At 72.8% G+C, this 21,722-nt stretch carries 20 protein-coding genes; 9 read left to right on the plus strand and 11 right to left on the minus strand.

All coding sequences use genetic code 11. From position 1 onward, the window contains the following. Positions 1-146: 146 nt before the first annotated feature. The 7 genes from lnt to FHS88_RS04875 form a co-directional block, all read right to left on the minus strand. Positions 147-1,670 carry an apolipoprotein N-acyltransferase gene (gene lnt / locus FHS88_RS04845; RefSeq protein ID WP_184481867.1) on the minus strand — a complete coding sequence of 508 codons (1,524 nt, stop codon included), beginning with the start codon at positions 1,668-1,670 and terminating at the stop codon, positions 147-149. A 249-nt stretch (positions 1,671-1,919) separates the two neighbouring features. Continuing rightward, positions 1,920-2,813 (minus strand): hemolysin family protein, encoded by an 894-nt coding sequence (locus FHS88_RS04850; protein WP_184481868.1) that lies wholly within the window; start codon positions 2,811-2,813, stop codon positions 1,920-1,922. After that, positions 2,810-3,271 (minus strand): rRNA maturation RNase YbeY, encoded by a 462-nt coding sequence (ybeY, locus tag FHS88_RS04855; RefSeq protein WP_408902329.1) that lies wholly within the window; start codon positions 3,269-3,271, stop codon positions 2,810-2,812. The genes FHS88_RS04850 and ybeY overlap by 4 nt, the downstream gene beginning before the upstream one ends. A 76-nt stretch (positions 3,272-3,347) precedes the next feature. Next, positions 3,348-4,397 (minus strand): PhoH family protein, encoded by a 1,050-nt coding sequence (locus FHS88_RS04860; protein ID WP_184481872.1) that lies wholly within the window; start codon positions 4,395-4,397, stop codon positions 3,348-3,350. Next, entirely contained in the window at positions 4,394-5,779 is a 1,386-nt protein-coding gene (gene miaB, locus FHS88_RS04865) for a tRNA (N6-isopentenyl adenosine(37)-C2)-methylthiotransferase MiaB (RefSeq protein WP_184481874.1), read from the minus strand. The genes FHS88_RS04860 and miaB overlap by 4 nt, the downstream gene beginning before the upstream one ends. A gap of 190 nt (positions 5,780-5,969) precedes the next feature. Then, positions 5,970-6,902, minus strand: coding sequence for a lysophospholipid acyltransferase family protein (locus FHS88_RS04870; RefSeq protein WP_184481876.1), 933 nt, complete (start codon positions 6,900-6,902; stop codon positions 5,970-5,972). 147 nt (positions 6,903-7,049) lie between these two features. Next, entirely contained in the window at positions 7,050-8,114 is a 1,065-nt protein-coding gene (locus tag FHS88_RS04875) for an NAD/NADP octopine/nopaline dehydrogenase family protein (protein WP_184481878.1), read from the minus strand. 112 nt (positions 8,115-8,226) lie between these two features. Between FHS88_RS04875 and FHS88_RS04880 the strand changes: the two genes are divergently transcribed. Further along, positions 8,227-9,201 carry a Bug family tripartite tricarboxylate transporter substrate binding protein gene (locus FHS88_RS04880; protein WP_184481880.1) on the plus strand — a complete coding sequence of 325 codons (975 nt, stop codon included), beginning with the start codon at positions 8,227-8,229 and terminating at the stop codon, positions 9,199-9,201. 30 nt (positions 9,202-9,231) lie between these two features. Here FHS88_RS04880 and FHS88_RS04885 read toward each other — a convergent pair whose 3' ends face one another. Beyond that, entirely contained in the window at positions 9,232-10,086 is an 855-nt protein-coding gene (locus tag FHS88_RS04885) for a prephenate dehydratase (protein WP_184481882.1), read from the minus strand. 11 nt (positions 10,087-10,097) lie between these two features. Continuing rightward, entirely contained in the window at positions 10,098-10,829 is a 732-nt protein-coding gene (locus FHS88_RS04890) for a 3-deoxy-manno-octulosonate cytidylyltransferase (RefSeq protein WP_184481884.1), read from the minus strand. 117 nt (positions 10,830-10,946) lie between these two features. On the opposite strand from FHS88_RS04890, the gene FHS88_RS04895 reads away from it, so the two are divergent. The 8 genes from FHS88_RS04895 to FHS88_RS04930 all read left to right on the plus strand — a co-directional run bounded on the left by FHS88_RS04895 (position 10,947) and on the right by FHS88_RS04930 (position 19,579). Further along, positions 10,947-11,483: a c-type cytochrome gene (locus tag FHS88_RS04895; RefSeq protein ID WP_184481886.1), complete on the plus strand. Its 537-nt coding sequence runs from the start codon at positions 10,947-10,949 to the stop codon at positions 11,481-11,483. 92 nt (positions 11,484-11,575) lie between these two features. Beyond that, entirely contained in the window at positions 11,576-12,358 is a 783-nt protein-coding gene (gene hisN, locus FHS88_RS04900; RefSeq protein WP_184481888.1) for a histidinol-phosphatase, read from the plus strand. A gap of 47 nt (positions 12,359-12,405) precedes the next feature. Next, positions 12,406-14,265 (plus strand): extracellular solute-binding protein, encoded by a 1,860-nt coding sequence (locus FHS88_RS04905; RefSeq protein WP_184481890.1) that lies wholly within the window; start codon positions 12,406-12,408, stop codon positions 14,263-14,265. A 6-nt stretch (positions 14,266-14,271) separates the two neighbouring features. Beyond that, complete coding sequence (locus FHS88_RS04910) at positions 14,272-15,393, plus strand: microcin C ABC transporter permease YejB (protein ID WP_184481892.1); 1,122 nt, start codon at positions 14,272-14,274, stop codon at positions 15,391-15,393. A 142-nt stretch (positions 15,394-15,535) separates the two neighbouring features. Beyond that, the gene (locus FHS88_RS04915; protein WP_184481894.1) at positions 15,536-16,576 is read left to right on the plus strand and encodes an ABC transporter permease; all 1,041 of its coding nucleotides are present in this window, start codon (positions 15,536-15,538) and stop codon (positions 16,574-16,576) included. Further along, positions 16,576-18,183 carry an ABC transporter ATP-binding protein gene (locus tag FHS88_RS04920; RefSeq protein ID WP_184481896.1) on the plus strand — a complete coding sequence of 536 codons (1,608 nt, stop codon included), beginning with the start codon at positions 16,576-16,578 and terminating at the stop codon, positions 18,181-18,183. The genes FHS88_RS04915 and FHS88_RS04920 overlap by 1 nt, the downstream gene beginning before the upstream one ends. Then, positions 18,180-18,647: a hypothetical protein gene (locus FHS88_RS04925; protein WP_184481898.1), complete on the plus strand. Its 468-nt coding sequence runs from the start codon at positions 18,180-18,182 to the stop codon at positions 18,645-18,647. Before FHS88_RS04920 ends, FHS88_RS04925 begins: the two co-directional genes overlap by 4 nt. After that, positions 18,647-19,579 carry a 2-hydroxyacid dehydrogenase gene (locus FHS88_RS04930; RefSeq protein ID WP_184481900.1) on the plus strand — a complete coding sequence of 311 codons (933 nt, stop codon included), beginning with the start codon at positions 18,647-18,649 and terminating at the stop codon, positions 19,577-19,579. The genes FHS88_RS04925 and FHS88_RS04930 overlap by 1 nt, the downstream gene beginning before the upstream one ends. A 204-nt stretch (positions 19,580-19,783) precedes the next feature. Here the strand turns inward: FHS88_RS04930 and FHS88_RS04935 are convergent, their stop codons facing one another. Both FHS88_RS04935 and FHS88_RS04940 read right to left on the minus strand, forming a co-directional pair. After that, the gene (locus tag FHS88_RS04935; protein ID WP_184481902.1) at positions 19,784-20,185 is read right to left on the minus strand and encodes a MarR family winged helix-turn-helix transcriptional regulator; all 402 of its coding nucleotides are present in this window, start codon (positions 20,183-20,185) and stop codon (positions 19,784-19,786) included. Between the two features lie 75 nt (positions 20,186-20,260). Next, positions 20,261-21,646, minus strand: a complete 1,386-nt coding sequence (locus FHS88_RS04940) for a leucyl aminopeptidase family protein (RefSeq protein WP_246419452.1) — start codon at positions 21,644-21,646, stop codon at positions 20,261-20,263. Positions 21,647-21,722: the final 76 nt, after the last annotated feature.

Raw genomic sequence — 21,722 nt, forward strand, 5'->3', positions numbered from 1 at the left:
CCGGACGCGCCCTGACTGCGCACCTTGCCCCGGCTCGTGTCAAACGAATAGGCCCTTCTTCACCATTCGTCAACTCTTTTTCACATTCTCAATATTTGAGACGACAACAAAGAGCCGTGAGCTTCCTTACTGAACGTTCCGCGAGCCTACCGTCGCCGGCGCCACCACCCAAGAGCGAATATCACACCGCAGAGCGTCCCCGGGATCCAAAGACCGAGATGCGCGAAGGCCGTCGCCTCGCGCGCCGCCGGCAGGGGCGCGAGCAGCACCGCCGTCTCCCCGAGCCCCGTGCGGGAAACCAAGCGTCCGCGGGCATCGAACACGGCCGAGATGCCGGTCTGCGCCGCCCGCGCCAGGGGCAGCCCCTCCTCCACCGCGCGCAGCCGCGCGGCCGCGAGGTGCTGCCAGGGCCCCGCCGAGATGCCGAACCATGCGTCGTTCGTCACATTCACCAGCCAGGCGGGGCGCTCGGGCGGCACAACTTTTGCGGGAAATATGACTTCATAGCAGATCAGCGCGCCGAAGGGCGGCAGGGTATCTGCACGTATAGGTTGCAGTTCCGTGCCCGGCGTGAAATCCATCCCGCCCGGCACAAGGCGGATCGGCACGAGGCCGGAGAGCGGCATGTATTCGCCGAAGGGCACCAGATGCACTTTGTCCGCGACGCCGCGCACCTCCCCCGCCGCATCGAGCGCCACCAGGCTGTTGAACACCCGCCGCGCCCGGCCATCCGGCCCGAACTCCGCCCGCACCGTCCCCGCGAGCAGCATCGCGCCCTGCGGCAGCGCCCCCGCGACCAGGCTGCGCACGGCCGGGTCGTCTGCGAGCAGGAACGGCACCGCCGATTCCGGCCAGATCACCACGAGGCGGTGCCCCTCAGGCAGCTCGCGCAGGGCGGCCAGTGCGGCCTCCCGCGTGCCCTCGACATAGCGGTGCAGGATCGCCGCGCGCTGGTCCTCGCGCCATTTCAGCTCCTGCGCGATGTTGCCCTGCACGATCAGCAGCCCCACCGGCTGCGGCGGCGGCTCGGCCGGCCAGAGCCTCGCCGCGCCGAAGGCGGCGAAGCCCGCCAGGGCCGCCCCGGCGCCCAGCATCGCCCGCCGTCCGAGCATCGGGCTCGCCGCGACCAGCACGGTGGCCAGCGACAGGCCATGCACCCCGATCCAGGCCGCCGCCTGGACGGGCAGCGCGCCGAAGGCCCAGACCGTGCCCATCAGGTTCCACGGGAAACCCGTGAGCACCACGCCGCGCAGCAGCTCGAAGCCCACCCAGGCGCCGGCGAAGACCAGCACGCGCGGCCAGCCCTCCCGCGCCTTCCAGGCAAGGGCCGCCGGGCCGGCGGCGAAGACCGCGAGCGGCAGGGCGAGCGCCGGCACGGCGATGGGCACCAGCCACCAGAAGCGCTCGACCTCGGTCAGGATCGCGTGGGTGATCCAGTAGAGCCCGGCCGCGAAATGCCCCCACCCCCAGGCGAAGCCGATCCAGAAGGCGCGCTTCCAGCCCGGCGCCGCGCCGACCATCGCGAGCAGGCCCGGCACCGCCAGCAGCAGCACAGGCACGGCATGGACAGGCGGCAGCGCGAGGGCCGCGAGCGCCCCCAGCCCCGCCGCTGTGACCCACAGCCGCCAGCCCCGCCGGGCGGCGAGATGCCCGAGAACGCGATTCCACATGCGGAGAGGGTCCTAGTCGGCCAAGACAGGCATGGACAGGGGGGAGGGCGCGGCGGGGAGGGCGCCGCCCTCCCCGGACCCCACCCGCCAGAGGCCGAAAGGCCTCTGGACACCTGAACGGGGGGCGGCGCTTCCACGCAGCCCCGTGACGGGGATTGGTTTCCAAAGGCCTTTCGGCCTTTGGCGGGGGGGCCAGGGGGGCGGCGCCCCCCTGCGGCCCAGGCTTCGCCGGCCGGCCGCCAAGCCCGCCTACTCGGCCGCCGCGCGCTGGCCAGCCTCGCCCGGCCGCCGCACGCGCAGGCGCCGGATGCGGCGCGCATCGGAATCGAGGATGCGGAACTCCAGCCCCGAGGCGTGGGACACGAGCTCCCCCTTCGCCGGCACCCGCCCCGCGAGGGTGAAGACCAGCCCGCCCACCGTGTCTATGTCGGCGGCGCGTTCCTCATCGGTCAGGACCGGACCGACCTGCGCCTCGAAGGCGGCGATCGGCGTCCGCGCGTCGAGTTCGAGCGTGCCGTCCGGCCGTTCGGTGATGTGGGGTTTGGCGTCCTCGTCGTGCTCGTCGGCGATGTCGCCGACGATGGTCTCCACCAGGTCCTCGATGGTGATCAGCCCGTCTATCCCGCCGTATTCGTCCACCACGAGGGCCATGTGGATGCGCGCCTGGCGCATCTGCAGCAGCAGGTCGAGCACCGGGATCGAGGGCACGACGAAGAGCGGCTTGCGCAGGATGGCCTTGAGGTCGAAGGGCCCCGGCCGCCCCACCGCGGCGAACACGTCCTTGATGTGGACCATGCCCACGATGTCGTCGAGGCTCTCGCGATAGACCGGGTAGCGGCTGTGGCCCTCCTTCTGGATCAGCGCGATCGCCTGATCGAGCGTGCAGTCATCGGCCATGGCGACGATGTCCGCGCGCGGCAGCATCACGTCATAGGCGGTGGTGCCCTGCAGGCGCAGCACGTTGGACAGCAGCGCGCGCTCATGCGGGCCGAGGTCGCGCGGGTCGGGCGTGGCGCGCTCGCGCGGCTCCTCGCCGCGCTCGATCAGTTCCTCGACGCGGTCGCGGACCGATTCCGCCTCCTTGCGGCGGAGCAGGGCCTGCAGCTTCCAGAACAGCCCTGGTCTGGACGAGTCCTCGCTCATGGCCCGCCCCGCTGGCGCTGGGCCGCGCGGCCCTCCTTCCAGGGGTTGGGCAGGCCGAGGCGGCGCATCACGCGGGCCTCGGCGCGCTCCATCCGTCGCGCCTGCCCGGCGGCGAGGTGGTCGTGCCCCGCGAGGTGCAGCGCGCCATGCGCGACCAGATGCGCGAGATGCGCCGCGGGGTGGCGCCCCGCCTCGCGCGCCTCGCGCCGCACCACGCCGAGGGCGAGCGCGACATCGCCCAGATGGCCCGGCATGGCGGCGGGGAAGGAGAGCACGTTGGTCGGCTTGGCCTTGGCGCGATGCTGCCCGTTCAGCCGCTTCACCGTCCCGTCGTCGGCCAGCAGCACGGTCATCGCGCCGGCCGCGCCCGCTTCGCGCAGGGCGGCCTCGGCGGCCCGGCGCGCCAGCGCCTCGGGCCGCTTCACGGCGGCGCGCCAACCCGGCGCCGCCAGGATCACGGAGATCTCCGCCCCCTCCGCCGATCCGTTCCGAAGCCCGGCTTGGCCGCGCGGAATGCGGCCACGGCCGGGACGGCTACTTCCCGGTTCCATCCTTCTCCTTCTTCGCCCGGTTCCGTTCGTCGGTGCGCCCGTAGGCGGCGACGATCCGGGCCACCAGGGGGTGCCTTACCACATCCCGCTCCGCGAATCTCGCGACTCCGATGCCCTGAACCCCTTCGAGGATCCTGAGCGCCTCGGCGAGGCCCGAGGGCTGGCCCGAGGGCAGGTCCACCTGGGTCGGGTCCCCGGTGATGACCATGCGCGATCCCTCCCCCATGCGGGTGAGGAACATCTTCATCTGCGCGGGCGTGGTGTTCTGCGCCTCGTCCAGGATGGCGTAGCAGTGCGCAAGCGTGCGGCCGCGCATGAAGGCCAGCGGCGCGATCTCGATCTCGCCGCGCTCGATGCGCTTGGCCACCTGGTCGGGCGGCAGCATGTCGTTCAGCGCGTCGTAGAGCGGGCGGAGATAGGGATCCACCTTCTCCTTCATGTCGCCGGGCAGGAAGCCGAGCCGCTCGCCCGCCTCGACCGCGGGGCGGGAGAGCACGATCCGGTCCACCCGGCCCGTCTGCAGCAGCGCCACCCCCTGCGCCACCGCGAGATAGGTCTTGCCCGTGCCCGCCGGGCCGATGCCGAAGACCATCTCGTGGCTCGCGAGCATCTCGATATAGGCGCCCTGGGCGGGGGAGCGCGGCGCGATGGCGCCCTTGCGGGTGCGGATCGCGGGCAGGTCGCGCAGCGGCAGGCGGGGCTCGCCCTGCTCGGCGCCGCCTTCGGCGAGCCGCAGCGCCGCCTCCACCTCCGCCGTGCCCACATGCTGGCCCTGCTCGAGCCGCTTCCAGAGCGCGAGCAGCGCCGCTTCCGCCATCTCGGTCCGCTCCGCCCCGCCCGAGATGGCGATGCGGTTCCCGCGCGAGGACAATCGGACGCCGAGCACCTGCTCGATCCGCGCCAGATGCCGGTCGTGCTCCCCATGCAGGAGCGGCAGCAGCACGTTGTCGTCGAATTGCAGCGTGACGGAGCGTTGCTCGATCGGGCTGCGGGGCTCGGCGGCGCGGAAGGCGAGGCTGGTGGTGGCGGTCAAGCGGCGTCTCTCTCCCTGCTCTGGTCGTGGAGGGGCGCGGCGAGCGCCCCGGTGAGGGAATTGGGGTGCCCGGCGAGGATCTTCACCGGCACGATGCGGCCGGCGAGGCTCTCCGGCCCCTCGAAATGCACGGGGTTCAGCCAGGGGGTGCGGCCGGCCATCTGCCCCGGGTGGCGGCCCGGGCCGGTGACCAGCACATCGGCCACCATCCCGGCGCGGGAGCGGTTGAAGGCGGTCTGCTGTTCGCGCAGCAGGGCCTGGATCTCGGCCAGGCGCGCGTCCTTCGCCGCCTCCTCCACCTGGCCGGCCATGGTCGCGGCCGGCGTGCCGGGGCGGGCGGAATACTTGAAGGAGAAGGCCTGGGCGAAGCCGACGGCGCGGATCAGCGCCATGGTCGCGGCGTGGTCGGCCTCGGTCTCGCCGGGATGGCCCGCGATGATGTCGGTCGAGAGCGCGAGGTCGGGCCGCGCGGCGCGCAGCCGCTCCACGAGGCGCAGGTAGTCGTCCGCCGTGTGCCCGCGGTTCATCATGCGCAGCACGCGGTCGCTGCCCGACTGCACCGGCAGGTGCAGGAAGGGCATCAGCGCCGGCACCTCGGCATGGGCGGCGATCAAATCCTCGTCCATGTCGCGCGGGTGGGAGGTGGTGTAGCGGATGCGCGCCAGCCCCTCGACCTCGGCCAGGCTGCGCACGAGCCGCCCGAGGCCCCAGGCGCGCCCGTCCGGCCCTTCGCCATGGAAGGCGTTGACGTTCTGGCCGAGCAGCGTGATCTCCCGCGCGCCCAGCGCCACGAGTCGCCGCGCCTCGGCCAGGATGGCCGCGACCGGGCGCGAGTATTCCGCCCCGCGCGTGTAGGGCACCACGCAGAAGGAGCAGAACTTGTCGCAGCCCTCCTGGATGGTCAGGAAGGCGGTCACGCCCTGCGGCGCGGCGGTCTCGGGCAGGTGGTCGAACTTGTCCTCGGGCGGGAACTCGGTCTCGATCACCGCACCCGCGGCGCGGGCGGCGCGGGCGACCATCTCCGGCAGCCGGTGGTAGGATTGGGGCCCAAGCACGATGTCCACCCAGGGGGCGCGGGCGGTGATCTCCGCACCTTCGGCCTGGGCGACGCAGCCGGCGACCGCGATCACCATCTCCCCGCCGCGCGCCTGCTTGGCCTCGCGCAGCCGGCCGAGGTCGGAGAACACCTTCTCCGTCGCCTTCTCGCGGATGTGGCAGGTGTTGAGGATGACCATGTCGGCCTCCTCCACGCTCTCGGTCGGCGCGTAGCCGAGCGGGGCCAGCACATCCGCCATGCGGGCGCTGTCATAGACATTCATCTGGCAGCCCCAGGTGCGGATCAGCAGGCGCTTGCGGGCAGGGGTGCCGGTGGTGTCGGTCATTCGGGGTCAGGCTCCGCCGGCTCCGCCGCTCTCGGCGCGGCGAAGGCAGGCGGGGGAGATGCGCAGCGGCGCGGCGCGGGTCAAGCGACCTCGGGACCGGAGCGGACCGTCATGGCGGCAGCCTGGACGGGCGCTCCGTGTCGGGTCAAGCATGGCGGCGAGGGCGGGGCAGGGGTGTGTCCCGCCGGACTCAGGCCCCGGCGGCCCCGGGCGGGCGCAGGGCGAGCGGCTGCGCGGGCCGGTTCTGCCGCAGGAGGGCCGCGCCCTCGGCGACCACCTCGCTCGCCGCCGCGGTCAGGGCCTTGCGGTCGGGGAAGGCGGCGGGGTCGGCGGGCTCGTGCAGCAGCACCGTGGCGCGGGCGCCGGAGCGGCGGGCGATGCGCCAGAAATGCGTCGCGATGTCCATGTCGCCATACCAGGCGAAGAGCGGCCGGTCGCGCCGGCAGGCCGGCAGGCCGCCGAGCCGGTCATAGACCAGCGAGACGGGCTGGACCTCGCGCGCCGCGCTCGCCACAGCGAGGAAGGAGGAGCGGAAGGGCAGCACCCGCGTGCCGTCGTTCGAGGTGCCCTCGGGGAAGAGGATGATGCTGTCGCCGGCGGCGAGGCGTTCCTGGATCGCCTCGGTCTCCTTGCCGGTGCCGCTGCGCTTGCGGCTGACGAAGACGGTGCGGCCGAGCCGGGCCACCAGCCCGACCACCGGCCACTGGCCGACCTCGGCCTTGGAGACGAAGGCCGCCTCGAGCACGCTGCCGAGCACCAGGATGTCGAGCCAGGAGGAATGGTTCGACACGAACAGCACGGAGGGCCCGCGGGAGGGCGTGCCGACCACCTGCACCTTCAGCCCGATCAGCCGGCACAGCACGGCGTGATACCGCCGCCCGAAGGCGATCGAGGCGCGGCCCGGCAGCCGGATCAGCACGGCCTGGATCGGAATGGCGACGAGCGTCCAGAGCACCGCGAGCACGATCCGCCGGATCGCGCGCAGCCGCCCGCCCATCGGGCGCGGCTCCATCACGTCCGCCCAGGCCGCGCCCGGGATCCAGGGCTGGAAATTCAGCGGCGAGGCGCGCCGCAGGCGGCGCGGCTTGAGGGCTTCCTCGGGGGCGCGGGCGACGGCTTCCATCAATCGCCACCTAGCGCGCCCTTCATGGCGCGGCAATGAAGGGCGCGCGACGGATCGGTGAAACCCGCGGCCGTCCCGGGGCCGCATGCCGCCGGGGCGACCGCGCGCGTCAGCCGCGGCCGAAGCCAGCCCCTTGCCGGCCGCGCGTCAGCCGCGCCCGACGCCCCCGTCCAGCGCCCCGCCGAGCGCCGCGGGATCGAGCCCGTCCAGCAGCGGATTGGCCGCGAGGTCGAGGCCCGTCAGCGCCGCCAGCGCGGTGACCACCGCGGCGGTGACCGGCATCGCCACCCCCTTCGCCGCCGCAAGCCGCAGCCAGGCCGAGAGGCCGAAGGGGATGTCCTCGGTCAGGTAGCGCGTGGCCACCGCCGTCGGCCCCATCACCGCCCCGGCCGAGGCCGCGATGGCCGCGGTCATCTCCGCCAGCGGGGCGAGCGGCACGCCATTGGCCCGGTGCAGATAGGCCGCGACGCCGTCCACCCGCACGCCCCAGGCGGCCGCGAGCGCGGCGCGCTCGGCATCGAGCGCCTCCATCAGCCGGCAGACCGCGGGCGTCATCATCTCGTACTGGTTCCAAGCCTCGGCCCGCTCCATGCGGGTGAGGTTGGCGAGCGCCAGCGCGCCATGGGTGATGGGGTTGGCGTTGCCGAGCGCGACTTCCAGCACGTTGGTCGCGGCCGGGCAGAGCGTGCCGAACAGCTCCTGCACGAGCGCGCCCATCTCCGCCGCCGCCGCCGCCGGCAGGGCGGCGATCGGCACCTCGCTGCGCACCAGCGTGACGCGCACCGCATCGGGGCCGATGCGCCGCCCGCCCGCGGGCGTGGTGGCCATGGCGCCAAGCGGCGCGCGGCCCGGCGCGCCCCCGAGGTCCGCGCGCAGGCCATCGAGCACCAGCGGCGCGAGCGAGAGCGCCGGGGTCAGGACCAGCGGCAGGCTGTCGGGCAGCGCCGCGGCGATGCGCGGCAGCAGGGCGGCATGGGCATGGGCCGGCACGGCGAGCAGCGCGGCATCGGCCCCCGCGAAGGCCTCGGCAAGCGTGGCGGCGACGGCGACCGGCACCTCGGCGGCGATCAGCCCCTCCGCCCGCAGCCGCCCCCCGATCCCGCGCGTGCCGGCGCCCGAGGGCGAGAACAGCACCGCCTCATGCCCGCGCCGCGCGGCCAGCACCGCGCAGATCGGCCCCACCGCGCCCGCCCCGAGGATCGCCACGCGCATCGCCCGCCTCCCGCCGCCGGCCGGGTTCCTGCCCGGGCCGCTTGCCGCGCGCAATGCTTGCGGCCGGGGCCGGCGCGTTCCAGCATCGCGGGTCCATAACAGGAACCCCGCCATGACGCTGCACCGCCGGGCGCTGATCGCCGCGCCGCTCGCCCTCGCCCCGATCGCCGCCGGCGCCCAGGGCCCATGGCCGGACCGCCCGGTGCGCCTCGTGGTGCCGACCGCCGGCGGCGCGGGCACCGCCGACACGCTGGCGCGCATCCTGACCCAGGAGCTCGACAAGCGCCTGCCGCACCGGATGGTGGTGGAGAACCGGCCCGGGGCGAACGGCAATGTCGGCGCGACGCTCGTCGCGCGCAGCCCGGCCGACGGCTACACCTTCCTCTGGGGCTGGGCGGGCACGCTCGCCACCAACCCGAGCCTCTACCGCGAGACCGGCTTCGACCCGGTGCGCGACTTCGAGCCGGTGGTGCTGGTGGGCAACGTGCCGAACATCCTGGTGGTGAACCGGCAGCTCGGCCCGCGCACCCTCGCGGAATTCACCGCCTTCGCCCGGGCCAATCCGGGGCGGATCAATTTCGGCTCCACCGGCAACGGTTCCTCGATGCATCTCGCGGGCGAGCTCTACCGCCAGATGACCCGCACCGAGATGCAGCACGTGCCCTATTCCGGGCCGGCGGCGGCGGTGACGGACCTGCTCTCGGACCGCATCCAGGCGATGTTCAACCTGGTCACCGGCGCGCTGCCGCTGATCCGTGGCGGGCAGGTGGTGCCGATCGCGATCCTCGATGACCGCCGCGCGCCGCAACTGCCCGACGTGCCGACCACCGCCGAGCTCGGCATGGCGGGGCTGACCTTCGGCACCTGGTTCATGGTGATGGCGCCCAAGGGCACGCCCGAGCCGGTGGTGAACCGGCTGAACGCGCTCATCAACGAGGTGCTCGCCGAGGCCGAGGCGCGGCAGCGGATGGAGGCGGCGGGGCTGGTGCTGCTCGGCGGCACGCGCGCGCAGGCGGCGGAATTCCTGGCCGCCGAGCTGCGCCGCCATGCCGAGATCGTCCGCGCGAGCGGCGCGCGGGTGGACTGACCCGGGCGGAGCGGGCGGGCCGGCCCTGCCTCAGTCCGCCGCGCCCTGCTCCAGCCGGAAGCGGTGCGCCGGATAGGCGCCGAGGACGCGGAACTCGCGCGAGAAGAAGGCGAGTTCCTCGAAGGCGCGCTTGAGCGGCGGGCTGTCGGGGTGGCCGTCCACGTCGCAGAGGAACTGCGTCGCGGAGAAATGCCCCCCCAGCATGTAGGATTCGAGCTTCGTCATGTTCACGCCGTTGGTCGCGAAGCCGCCCAGCGCCTTGTAGAGCGCGGCCGGAATGTTGCGGACGCGGAAGACGAAGGTGGTCACCGTGTCCGGCGCATCCACCGGCGGGTAGTGGAGCTCGCGCGACATCACGTAGAAGCGCGTCGTGTTGTGCGCCTCGTCCTCGACATTGCGGCGCAGGATCTCGAGCCCGTAGATCTCGGCCGCGAGCTCGGAGGCGATGGCGGCATCCTCGGGGTTGCCGCGCTTGGCGATGATGGCGGCGGCGCCGGCGGTGTCGGCCTCGATCACCGGCTCGAGGGAGAGTTCCTTGATCAGCCGCAGCACCTGGCCGAGCGCGACCGGGTGGCTGTGCGCGCGCCGGATGGTTGAGAGGCTCGCGCCCTTCGGCGCCAGCAGGCAGTGCTCGACGCGCTGGAAATGCTCGCCGACCACGTAGAGGCCGGAATCGGGCAGCATGCGGTGGATGTCCGGCACGCGGCCGGCGAGCGAGTTCTCGCAGGGCAGCATCGCGAGTTCGCAGCGGCCTTCGCGCAGCGCCTCCATCGCCGCCTCGAAGGAGGGGCAGGGCAGCGTGGTCCAGCCGGGATAGGCGGCCCGGCAGGCGAGGTCGGAATAGGCTCCGGGCAGTCCCTGGAAGGCGATGGTGTGGCTCGGCATGGCGGGTCCGTTCAGCGCGCGAGCAGCGCGCGGGCGCGTTCGAGGTCGTGCGGCGTGTCCACGCCGAAGGGGCCGTGCTCGACGCGCGCGGCGGCGATGCGCATGCCCGCCTCGAGCGCGCGGAGCTGCTCGAGCCTCTCGCGCATCTCGAGCGGGCTTGCGGGCAGGCGCACGAAGCGGTCCAGCGCGGCGCGGCGGAAGGCATAGACGCCGATGTGGTGCCAGCGCGGCCCATCCCCCCAGGGGATCGGCAGGCGCGAGAAATAGAGCGCCGGGGCGACGCGCGCCTCGCCCGCGAAGGCGCAGGCGGCCTTCACGAAGGAGGGGGTGTTGGCCTCCTCCTCGTCGGCGATGGGGCAGACCAGCGTGCCGATGTCCACGCCGGGGTCCGCCAGCGGTTGCAGCACCGCGCGCAGCGTCTCGGGCGCGATGGTGGGGAAGTCGCCCTGCAGGTTCACCACCACATCGTGACGCCCCTCGGGGTCCAGCGCGGCCATGGCACGCTGCACGCGGTCGGTGCCCGAGGGCACGTCCTCGGCGACGAGCACGGCGGCCGCACCGGCATCCTTCGCCGCCGCAACGATCTCCGGCTCCCCGGCGGCGACGGCCACGGGGCCGATCCCGGCCTCGCGCGCGCGGTCGAGGACATGGGCGATCATCGGCCGGCCGTTGATGTCGGCGAGCGGCTTGCCGGGCAGGCGGGTGGCCGCCATGCGGGCCGGGATCACGACGATGGGGCGCAAGAAGGCGGCTCCGGCTGCTTGTCGGGCGGGTTCGCGTTCACTATGGTCCGCCGCGTTTTAGGCAAGCCGGTGCGGGGGCGCAAACCACTCCCGGGCCGCCGCGAGGGTTCGGGGCGCATGCACTCTCTGGAAGGCAACAAGATCATCGCCGCGGTGCTGACCGCCGGCATCACCTTCGGCCTGGCGGGTTTCGCCGGGCGGCTGCTCGTGGCGCCGAAATTCCCCGCCGAGGCGGTGGTCCGCATCGGCGACGAGGCCCCGGCGCAGCAGGCGGCCGCGCCCGCCCCGGCCGCGCTCGACCCGATCACGCCGCTGCTGGCCAATGCCAATGTGGAGAACGGCCGGACCATCGCGCAGCGGCAGTGCGCCTCCTGCCACACGCTGAACGAGGGCGGGCGGTCGGGCGTCGGGCCGAACCTGTGGGGCATCGTGGGCGCGAAGCACGCGCACATTGATGGCTTCAACTACTCGCCCGCGCTGCGCGCCATGGCCGACAAGCCCTGGACCTACGAGGAGCTGAACGCTTGGCTGCACAACCCGCGCGCCTATGCGCCGGGCAACCGCATGTCCTATTCGGGCCTCGCGAACGCGCAGCAGCGGGCGGACCTCATCGCCTTCCTGCGCTCGATCTCGCCGAACGCCCCCGCGCCGTAACGTCCTGGCCGCCGCCGCCGCGCGCCGCCGGAGGGGGTTCTTGGCGCGGCGGGGCCTCGGGCCGCGGGCGCAGCCTGGAGTCGTGGGAACGCATGGTCGGGGATGACATCATCGCGGCGGCCGAGGATTTCGCCGACGCCGCCGGGGCGGTGATCCGCCCGCTTTTCCGCTCTGCCCTCCTGGTCGAGGCCAAGGGCGATGCGAGCCCCGTCACGAAGGCCGACCGCGACGCCGAGGCCGCGATCCGCGACCTGATCGCCGCGCGCTTCCCCGCCCATGGCGTGATCGGCGAGGAGCACGGCAGCCACCGCGCCGATGCCGAATGGGTCTGGGTGCTGGACCCGATCGACGGCACCCGCGCCTTCGTGACCGGCCGGCCACTCTTCGGCAGCCTGATCGCGCTGTTGCATCGCGGCGCGCCGGTGCTCGGCATCATCGACCAGCCGGTGACGGGCGAGCGCTGGGTCGGCGCGGCCGGGCGGCCGACGCGCTTCCGCGCCCCGCTCGGCGGCCGGGCCGCCTGCCGGCCCTGCGCCGGGGTCGGGGCGGCGGAACTCTCCTGCACCAGCCCCGACATGTTCCGCCCCGCCGACCGCCCCGGATTCGAGCGCCTGCGCGCCGCCGCCCGGCGCGTGACCTGGGGCGGCGACTGCTACGCCTATGGGCTGCTCGCGCTCGGGCTCGTGGACATCGTGGTGGATGCCACGATGAAGATCTGGGACTGGGCCGCGCTGGTGCCGGTGGTCGAAGGCGCCGGCGGCCGCGTGACCGGCTGGCGCGGCGAGACGCTGACTGCCGCCGCCGACGGGCGCGTGCTGGCGGTGGGCGACCCCGCCCTGCTGGAGGAGGCCGCGGGCCTGCTCACCGATCGGTAAGCGCGCGGACGTTGCCGCGCGGGGGCCGAACCCCCATCCTGCACAGCATGCAGCGACGTGACCTCCTGGCGCTTGGCGCCTTCGCCGCCCTTCCCGCCATGCCCCGGCAGGCCCGCGCCGTCGTCCCCGCCGGCGGCGACCGGCCGGGCGAGGTGGTGCGCACCCATGCGCTCTCGCTGCTGGCCGAACCCAAGCTGCCGCGCGACTTCCCGCATTTCGGCTGGGCCAATCCCGATGCGCCGAAGGGCGGGGAGGTGGTGCTCGCGCGCCTCGGCTCCTTCGACAGTTTCAACCCCTTCATCCTGCGCGGCACGCCCGATGCCGGCATCGGGCTGATCTACGACACGCTGATGGCCGGGAATGCCGACGAGGCCACGGCCGAATACGGGCTGATCGCCGAGACGGTGGAACTGCCCGCCGACCGTCGCGGCGTCGCCTTCGAACTGCGCGAGGCGGCGCGCTGGCACGACGGCCGGCCCGTCACCGCCGAGGACGTCGTCTTCACCTTCAACGCGCTGCGCACGCATGGGCGGCCCTTCTTCCGCGCCTATTGGGCCGACGTGGCGGAGGTGGTGGCCGAAGGCCCCCGGCGCGTGGTGTTCCGCTTCCGCACCCCGGACAATCGCGAACTCGCCCAGATCCTGGGCGACCTGCCGGTGATGCCGCGGCACTGGTGGGAGGGGCGCGACTTCGCCCGCCCCTCGCTCGACGTGCCGCTGGGCTCGGGGCCCTATCGCCTCGAGCGGTTCGAGCCCAACCGCAGCGTGGTCTATCGCCGGGTCGAGGACTACTGGGCGCGCGACCTCAATGTCCGCCGCGGCCTCTACAACTTCGACACCATCCGCTACGAGTACTTCCGCGACACCACCGTCGCCTTCGAGGCCTTCAAGGCCGGCCAGGTGGATTTCCGCACCGAGAACGTCGCGCGCGACTGGGCCACCGGCTACGACTTCCCCGCCGCGCGCCGCGGCCTCGTGCGGCGCGAGGAGATCCCGCACGAGATCCCGACCGGGATGCAGTGCTTCGCCGTCAACCTGCGCCGGCCGATGTTCCAGGATGCGCGCGTGCGCCGCGCGCTGATCGAGGCCTTCGACTTCGAGTGGATGAACGCCAACCTGTTCTTCGGCGCCTATACCCGCACGAGTTCCTACTTCTCGAACTCCGACTTCGCCGCGCGCGGGCTGCCCGAGGGGCGGGAGAAGGAGATCCTGGAAGGCTTCCGCGGCCGCGTGCCGGAGACGGTCTTCACCGAGGAATACCGCCTGCCGGTCACCGACGGCTCGGGCAACAACCGCGAAGGGCTGCGCCGCGGCCTCGCCCTGCTGCGCGAGGCCGGCTGGACGGTGCAGAACCGGCGCCTCGTGAACGCCCAGGGCCAGCCCTTCGAGTTCGAGATCCTGCTCCAGGGCGCCACCTTCGAGCGCGTGGCGCTGCCCTATGTGCAGTGGCTCGCCCGCCTCGGCATCACCGCCCGCGTGCGCACCGTGGACCCCGCGCAATACCAGGTCCGCACCGACGCCTTCGACTTCGACATGACGGTCGAGAGCATGGGCCAGGGCTTCTCGCCGGGGAACGAGCAGCGCGACTACTGGACCTCGGCCAAGGCGGCCGAGAACGGCAGCCGCAACACCGCGGGCATCGCCGACCCGGCGATCGACGAGCTGGTGGAGCTCGTCATCGGCGCGCCGAACTACGACGAGCTGGTCGCGCGGACCCGCGCGCTCGACCGCGTGCTGCTGCACCACAACTTCGTCATCCCGCACTGGCACACCCGCACCTTCCGCATCGCCTTCTGGGACAAGTTCGGCCGGCCCGAGCGCAACCCGCGCTACGGCCTCGCCTTCCCCTCGGCCTGGTGGAGCGACCCGGCGCGCGAGCGCGCGCTTGCCGAAGCGCGCCGCGGCTAGACCGCCATGGCGGCCTATCTCCTCCGCCGCCTGCTGCTGGTGGTGCCGACGCTGTTCGGCATCATCCTGATCAATTTCGCGGTGGTGCAGTTCGCCCCGGGCGGGCCGGTCGAGCAGATGCTCGCGGAACTGCGCGGGGAGGGGCAGTCCGTCCTCGGCCGCGTCACCGGCGAGGGCGGCGGCGAGGTCCGCGCCCCGGCATCCGAGATGCGCGCGGGCACGGGGGCGGGCGGGGATGCGCCGGTCGGCACCTATCGCGGCGCGCGCGGGCTCGACCCCGCCATCGTCGCCGAGATCGAGCGCGCCTTCGGCTTCGACAAGCCCGCCACCACGCGCTTCATGGAGATGCTGGGCGGCTACCTGCGCTTCGACTTCGGCCGCTCGCTGTTCCGAGACAGGCCGGTGGTGGACCTGATCCTCGAGAAGATGCCGGTCTCGATCAGCCTCGGCCTGTGGTCCACCCTCATCATCTACCTCGTCTCCATCCCCTTGGGCATCCGCAAGGCGGTGCGGGACGGTTCGCGCTTCGATGTCATGACCTCGGGCGTGGTGCTGGTGGGCTACGCCATCCCGGGCTTCCTCTTCGCCATCCTGCTGGTGGTGCTGTTCGCGGGCGGGTCCTTCCTGCAGTGGTTCCCGCTGCGCGGCCTCGCGAGCCCCGGCGCGGCCGAGCTGCCCTTCCTCGAACGCGCGCTCGACTACGCCTGGCACATGGTGCTGCCCACGCTGACGCTGGTGATCGGCGGCTTCGCCGGGCTGACCATGCTGACCAAGAACTCCTTCCTCGACGAGATCGGCAAGCAGTACGTCGTCACCGCCCGCGCCAAGGGCAACACCGAGCGGCGCATCCTCTACGGGCACGTGTTCCGCAACGCGATGCTGCTGATCATCGCCGGCTTCCCGGCCGCCTTCATCGGCATCCTCTTCACCGGCGCGCTGCTGACCGAGATCATCTTCTCCCTCGACGGGCTCGGCCTGCTCGGCTTCGAAAGCGCCATCCGTCGGGACTACCCGGTGATGTTCGCAACCCTCTACATCTTCACGCTGCTCGGCCTCGTGATGCAGATCGTGGGCGACTTCACCTACACGCTCGTGGACCCGCGCATCGACTTCGAGGCGCGGCGGTGATGGGGGCGATGGTCGTGGCGCGGGTGTCGCCGCGGGAGGGCGCCGCCCTCCCGCCAACCAGCCAATCTCCGGTGTCCAGAGGCCTTTCGGCCTCTGGCGGGGGGTGCAGGGGGGCAGCGCCCCCCTGCCGCCGCGCCGTGCCATGACCCTCACCCCGCTCACCCGCCGCCGCCTCGCCAATTTCCGCGCCAACCGGCGCGGCTATTGGTCGTTGATGATCTTCGCGGTGCTGTTCTTCGTGACCCTGTTCGCGGAGTTCATCGCCAATGACCGTCCGCTGGTCGCGAAGGTGGACGGGCGCTGGTACTTCCCGGTGCTGGTGGACTATGCCGAGAGCGATGTGGTCCAGGATGGCCTGCCCACGCTTGCCGACTGGCATGATCGCGGCTTCCGCGAGGACATCGAAGCCAAGGGCGGCTGGATGGTCTGGCCGCTGGTGCCCTATTCCTACCGCAGCGTGGTGCGGGATCTCGGCCAGCCCGCGCCCTCCCCGCCTTCGGCGCGCAACTGGCTCGGCACGGACGACCAGGCGCGGGACGTGCTGGCGCGGGTGATCTACGGCTTCCGCATCTCGGTGCTGTTCGGCTTCACGCTGACCATCGTCAGTTCCATCATCGGCATCGCCGCGGGCGCGGTGCAGGGCTTCTATGGCGGCTGGGTGGACCTGATCTTCCAGCGCTTCATCGAGATCTGGTCGGGCATGCCGCAGCTCTACCTGCTCATCATCCTCGCCAGCGTGATCGAGCCCTCCTTCTGGGTGCTGCTGGTCTTCCTGCTCCTGTTCTCCTGGATGGGGCTGACGGGCGTGGTGCGGGCGGAGTTCCTGCGCGGGCGCAACTTCGATTATGTGCGCGCGGCCAAGGCGCTCGGCGTCTCCGACACGGTGGTGATGTTCCGCCACATCCTGCCCAACGCGATGGTGGCGACGCTGACCTTCCTGCCCTTCATCCTCAGCGGCAGCGTCACCGTGCTCGCGAGCCTCGACTTCCTCGGCTTCGGCCTGCCGCCGGGCTCGCCCTCGCTCGGCGAGCTCGTGAACCAGGGCAAGAACAACCTGACCGCGCCGTGGCTCGCGATGACCGGCTTCGTCGTGCTCGGCACCATGCTGACGCTGCTGATCTTCGTGGGCGAGGCGGTGCGCGACGCCTTCGACCCCCGCAAGCTGCCGGGGGGCGGGCGCTGATGACGCTGCTGAGGGTCGAGAACCTCGCCGTCGCCTTCCGCGGCAAGCGCGTGGTCGAGGGCGTCTCCTTCACCGTCGAGCGCGGGGAGACGGTGGCGCTGGTGGGCGAATCCGGCTCGGGCAAGTCGGTCACCGCCCTCTCCTGCCTGAAGCTGCTGCCGGGCGCGGGCGGGAATCCGGAAGGGCGGATCGTGCTCGACGGGACGGAGGTGCTCTCGGCCCCCGATGCCGAGTTGCGTCGGCTGCGCGGCGGCGTGGCGGGGATGGTGTTCCAGGAGCCCATGACCTCGCTCAACCCGCTGCACACGGTCGAGCGCCAGGTGGGCGAGGCGATCACGCTGCACCAGGCGCTGGCGGGGCCGGCGCTGCGCGCGCGCATCATCGAGCTGCTGCGCCGCGCGGGCTTTCCCAATGCCGAGGAGCGGCTCGGCGCCTATCCGCACCAGCTCTCGGGCGGGCAGCGGCAGCGGGTGATGATCGCCGCCGCACTCGCCAACGATCCCAAGCTGCTGATCGCCGACGAGCCGACCACCGCGCTCGACGTCACCATCCAGGCGCAGATCCTCGAACTGCTGCAGCGCCTCAAGCGCGAGAGCGGCATGGCGATGCTGCTCATCACCCACGACCTCAACATCGTGCGCAAGCACGCCGACCGCGTGGTGGTGATGAAGGACGGGCGCGCGGTGGAGCAGGGCAGGGTGGCGGAGGTCTTCGCCGCCCCGCAGCACGCCTATACGCGGATGCTGCTCGCCACCGAGCCGCGCGGCGCGCCGCCGCCGGTCACGGAGGATGCGGCCGAGGTGATGCGCGGCGAGCAGGTGAAGGTGCTCTTTCCCATCCGCCGCGGCCTGCTGCGCCGCGTGGTCGGCCATGTCCGCGCGGTGGACGGCGTGAGCGTGAGCGTGCGGGAGGGCGAGACGGTCGGCCTTGTCGGCGAATCGGGCTCGGGCAAGACGACGCTTGGCCTTGCGCTGCTGCGCCTCGAGGACAGCGAGGGCGCGATCCGCTTCGAGGGCGCGGCCATCCAGGGCCTTGGCCGGTCGCAGCTGCGCCCGCTGCGCCGGCGGATGCAGATCGTCTTCCAGGACCCGTTCGGCGCCCTTTCCCCGCGCATGAGCGTGGCCGAGATCGTGGGCGAGGGCCTCGCGGTGCACGAGCCCGGCCTGAGCCGGCAGCAGCGCGCGGCGGCGGTCGCCACGGCGCTGGAGGAGGTCGGCCTCGAGCCCGCCATGGCCGAGCGCTACCCGCATGAGTTCTCGGGCGGGCAGCGCCAGCGCATCGCCATCGCGCGCGCGCTGGTGCTCAAGCCGCGCTTCCTCGTGCTCGACGAGCCGACCAGCGCGCTCGATGTCAGCGTGCAGGCGCAGGTGGTGGACCTGCTGCGCGCGCTGCAGGCGAAGCACCGGCTGGCCTACCTCTTCATCTCGCACGACCTGCGCGTGGTGCGCGCGATGGCGCACCGGATCATCGTGCTCAAGGACGGCAAGGTGGTGGAGGAGGGCGAGGCAGCGCAGGTTGTCGGCGCGCCGCGGGAGGCCTACACCCGCGCCCTGATGGCCGCGGCATTCGATCTCAGGGCCGAGGCGACGGCAGGGCTCAGGACTTGAACGATCTCGAACGCCTCGAGGCGCTGATGGATGCCGGGCATGTGAAGCTCGGCGTGCATATCCGGCGCATGAACTCGCCCGGCTCCCCGGTCTATCGCTCGGGGGAGAACATCTGGCCGGCGGCGCTGGTGCTGCTCGTCTCCTTCGCCGCGCTGAAATGGGGCGGGGCGCCGCTGGAGGCGCTGGGCATCGCGCAGGGCGGGGCCTGGGCGGGGACGATCGCGCTCGGCGCCGGCTGCTGGTGGTGGTTCTACAAGGTCATGCCGAAGGTGCGCGACGGCGTGTTCAACCGCACCGCCGCCTTCGCGATGCAGTCGCCCGAGCATTTCGACGCGCTGTGGTCGAAGGGCGTGCTCACCCTCTACGCGAAACTGCCGGACGGGACCGAGCGCGTGGCGACGCGCAAGGACAGCTGGCGCGACTACGCGGCGTCCATCGAGGCATTGCTGAAGGATCCCGGCTGATGGCGGTTCTGCTCTCGACCAAGGCGCACACGATGGAGGACTGGAAGGCGGCGCTGCTCGCCGTGGATCCCTCCCTCGAGATCCGCCTGTTCCCCGAGGCCGGCGCGCCCGAGGACATCGAGGCCGCGGTGGTCTGGACGGCGCATGACATGATGGAGCTGCGCCGCTACCCGAATCTCAGGCTCATCGTCTCCATGGGCGCGGGCGTGGACCACCTGTTCCGCCCGCCCGGGCCGCCGCCCGGCGTGCCGGTGGCGCGCCTCGTGGACACGCGGCTGACCCAGGGCATGACGGAGTGGGTGCTGCTGAACGTGCTGCGCTTCCACCGGCAGGACCTGGAATACCGTGACCAGCAGGCGCGCAGGGTCTGGCACGAACTGCCCGCGCCCGAGACCTCGGCGCGCCACATCGGCATCATGGGCCTCGGCGAGCTCGGCAGCGACGCGGCGCGGGCGCTGCGCGCGCTCGGCTTCCCGGTGATGGGCTGGTCGCGCCGGCCGAAGCAGGTCGAGGGCGTGGAGACCTTCCACGGGCCGGACGGCCTCCTCGCCATGGCCGCGCGGGCGGACATGCTGGTCTGCCTGCTGCCGCTGACGCCGCAGACGCGCGGGATCATCAACGCCAGGCTGCTCGGCGCCATGAAGCCCTGCGGCTACCTGCTGAACGCGGCGCGCGGCGGGCACCAGGTGGCGGCCGACCTGCTGGCCGCCCTCGACAGCGGGCACCTCGCCGGCGCCGCGCTCGACGTGTTCGAGCCCGAGCCGCTGCCGCCGGACAGCCCCTTCTGGTCGCACCCGAAGGTCATCCTGACGCCCCATGCGGCGAGCATCACCATCCCCGCCAGCGCGGCGCCGCAGGTGGTGGAGAACATCCATCGCGCCCGCGAGGGACGCCCGCTGATCAACCTGGTAGATTTCGCGGCCGGCTATTGAGGACGCCAGGGCGCTTCCCGCGGGCCGGGCGCGGGAAAAGGGCGGGGCGGCCGGCGCCGCCCCGCATGCGCGGCATCATGCCGTCGCGCGAACGGCGAGGGCTTTCGCCCGCCGGTCCCGCGCGCGGGGCTGCTCGGGCGGCCGCGCGCGAGACCGGGAGGTGATGCCCGGCGGGCAAAGGGTCATCCCTTGCCCGGCCGGGGTTCAGACCGCACGCAGGGCCGGCTCGCCGTTGCCCTGGGCCGGCAGCAGGCGGACCTCGGCGGTGCCCTTGGCCGCCTCGACCATCACGTTGCGCAGGTCGCGCAGGAAGGTCGTGCCCTTGGGCGTGCGCTGCACCAGCACCGAGCGGCGGTCAGCCGGATCCACCTTGCGGCGGGCGAGGTCGAGCTCGCCCAGCCGGTCGAGCGCGCGGGTGATCGCCGGCTTCGAGACGTTGAGGTCGGCGGCGAGGCCGCGGACCGTGTGCGGGCCCTCGCCCAGATAGACAGTCAGCAGCACGGCGAGCTGGCGGGCGGAGAGGTCCGGCCCGTCGCTGCGGACGAGGGCGACGATCGTCTCGCGCAGGATGCCGATCTGCTGGTCGGGGTTGGCGTGGCTGGTCATGTCGGTTCTTCCTTCGAAGTGTTGGGGCGGGATGCCCGCCCGTGTTTTGCCGTCCGGCGAATGGTGTGGGGCGGCTCAGCGCCGCATCCCACGGCGGTAGAACTCAGGGAGCTGTTCGAGTAGTGCGTGCAGCGCCCTGGCGGCTTGCGCCTCTCCACCCTCCGGACGGCCCGGCCGGTTGGTGTCGTTCCACGCATATAGGTCGAGATGGAGCCAGGGCGTAGAAGGCGGAACGAAGCGTCGCAGGAACAAGGCCGCGATCACGGCGCCGGCCATGGGCTTCTGCGCCACGTTCGAAAGGTCGGCCGCCGCGCTGTCGAGCCAGGAATCGTAGCCGTCATGCAGCGGCAGGCGCCACAGCGGCTCGTGGACCGCCCTGCCGGCGGCGAGCAGCCGCTCGGCCAGCGCGTCGTCGTTGCTGAACAGGGCCGGCAGGTCGGGGCCGAGGGCGACCCGCGCCGCCCCGGTCAGGGTGGCGCAGTCGAGGATCACCGCCGGCTGCTGCTCGGCCGCATAGGCGAGCAGGTCGGCGAGCACCAGCCGGCCCTCGGCGTCGGTGTTGCCGATCTCGACCTTCAGCCCCTTGCGGGTGCGCAGCACGTCCATCGGGCGCATGGCGGTGGCCGAGATGGCGTTCTCCACCGCGCCGACCAGCACCAGCAGGCGCACGGGCAGGGCGCTGCGCATCACCATCTCGGCGACCGCGAGCACCACGGCGGCCCCGCCCATGTCCTTCTTCATCCGCAGCATGGCGGAGGAGGGCTTGAGGTCCAGCCCGCCGGTGTCGAAGCACACCCCCTTGCCGCAGAGCGCGACCAGCGGACCCTCCGCCGCGCCGGTCCAGCGCAGCACGGCCACGCGCGGGGCCCGGTGGCTGCCCTGCCCGACCGCGGCGACCGCCGGGAAGCCCTGCTCCAGAGGCTCCCCGCTGATGACCTCCGCGCTGCCGCCGTGGCGGGCGGCGAGCGCGGTCACGGCGGCGGCGAGTTCCGCCGGGCCGAGATCGGCCGCCGGGGCGTTGATCAGGTCCCGTGCCGCGCAGATCGCCTCGGCCATCATCACGGCGCGTTCGCCGCCTTCGGGGATCTCGAGCAGCGCCGGGGCGGGGCCGCCGGCCTTGTGCCGGTGCGGGCGATAGGCGCCGAGCGCCCAGCCGAGCACCGCCATGGCCGCATCCTGCGGCCCCGGGGCGAGGCGCCAGGCCGAACCGGCGGGCAGCGCGCGCGAGAGGGCGCCGAAGGGCCAGGGCCCTTCATCGGTGCCGAGCCCGACCACCGCGCCGGCCAGGCCGTCCGGCCCGGGCAGCAGCGCGTGCTCGCCCGCCTTCGCGGCGAAGCCCGCCGCGCGCAGGAACAATGCGGTGGCGCCGGGCAGGGCCTCGAGGAAGCCCGTCAGCCCGTCCGGGCGCACCGCATGCAGCGGCAGCGCGCCCATCGCCCTGGCCGTCAGGCCGTCGAGCATTGCCTTCTCCCAACCTCCCGCGACTCGATCACGGAATCGTGGTCACGGAATTGTTAAGCAGGTTGCTACACCGGAC

Origin of the sequence: Neoroseomonas alkaliterrae (genome assembly GCF_014199195.1) — a bacterium.
GTDB classification, from domain to species: Bacteria; Pseudomonadota; Alphaproteobacteria; order Acetobacterales; family Acetobacteraceae; genus Neoroseomonas; species Neoroseomonas alkaliterrae.

Coding starts and splice junctions, on each gene's coding strand:
- lnt (WP_184481867.1), bottom strand. CDS start 1,670: ATGTGGAATCGCGTTCTCGGGCATCTCGCCGCCCGGCGGGGCTGGCGG.
- FHS88_RS04850 (WP_184481868.1), bottom strand. CDS start 2,813: ATGAGCGAGGACTCGTCCAGACCAGGGCTGTTCTGGAAGCTGCAGGCC.
- miaB (WP_184481874.1), bottom strand. CDS start 5,779: ATGACCGACACCACCGGCACCCCTGCCCGCAAGCGCCTGCTGATCCGC.
- FHS88_RS04870 (WP_184481876.1), bottom strand. CDS start 6,902: ATGGAAGCCGTCGCCCGCGCCCCCGAGGAAGCCCTCAAGCCGCGCCGC.
- FHS88_RS04875 (WP_184481878.1), bottom strand. CDS start 8,114: ATGCGCGTGGCGATCCTCGGGGCGGGCGCGGTGGGGCCGATCTGCGCG.
- FHS88_RS04880 (WP_184481880.1), top strand. CDS start 8,227: ATGACGCTGCACCGCCGGGCGCTGATCGCCGCGCCGCTCGCCCTCGCC.
- FHS88_RS04885 (WP_184481882.1), bottom strand. CDS start 10,086: ATGCCGAGCCACACCATCGCCTTCCAGGGACTGCCCGGAGCCTATTCC.
- FHS88_RS04895 (WP_184481886.1), top strand. CDS start 10,947: ATGCACTCTCTGGAAGGCAACAAGATCATCGCCGCGGTGCTGACCGCC.
- hisN (WP_184481888.1), top strand. CDS start 11,576: ATGGTCGGGGATGACATCATCGCGGCGGCCGAGGATTTCGCCGACGCC.
- FHS88_RS04905 (WP_184481890.1), top strand. CDS start 12,406: ATGCAGCGACGTGACCTCCTGGCGCTTGGCGCCTTCGCCGCCCTTCCC.
- FHS88_RS04910 (WP_184481892.1), top strand. CDS start 14,272: ATGGCGGCCTATCTCCTCCGCCGCCTGCTGCTGGTGGTGCCGACGCTG.
- FHS88_RS04915 (WP_184481894.1), top strand. CDS start 15,536: ATGACCCTCACCCCGCTCACCCGCCGCCGCCTCGCCAATTTCCGCGCC.
- FHS88_RS04920 (WP_184481896.1), top strand. CDS start 16,576: ATGACGCTGCTGAGGGTCGAGAACCTCGCCGTCGCCTTCCGCGGCAAG.
- FHS88_RS04930 (WP_184481900.1), top strand. CDS start 18,647: ATGGCGGTTCTGCTCTCGACCAAGGCGCACACGATGGAGGACTGGAAG.
- FHS88_RS04935 (WP_184481902.1), bottom strand. CDS start 20,185: ATGACCAGCCACGCCAACCCCGACCAGCAGATCGGCATCCTGCGCGAG.
- FHS88_RS04940 (WP_246419452.1), bottom strand. CDS start 21,646: ATGCTCGACGGCCTGACGGCCAGGGCGATGGGCGCGCTGCCGCTGCAT.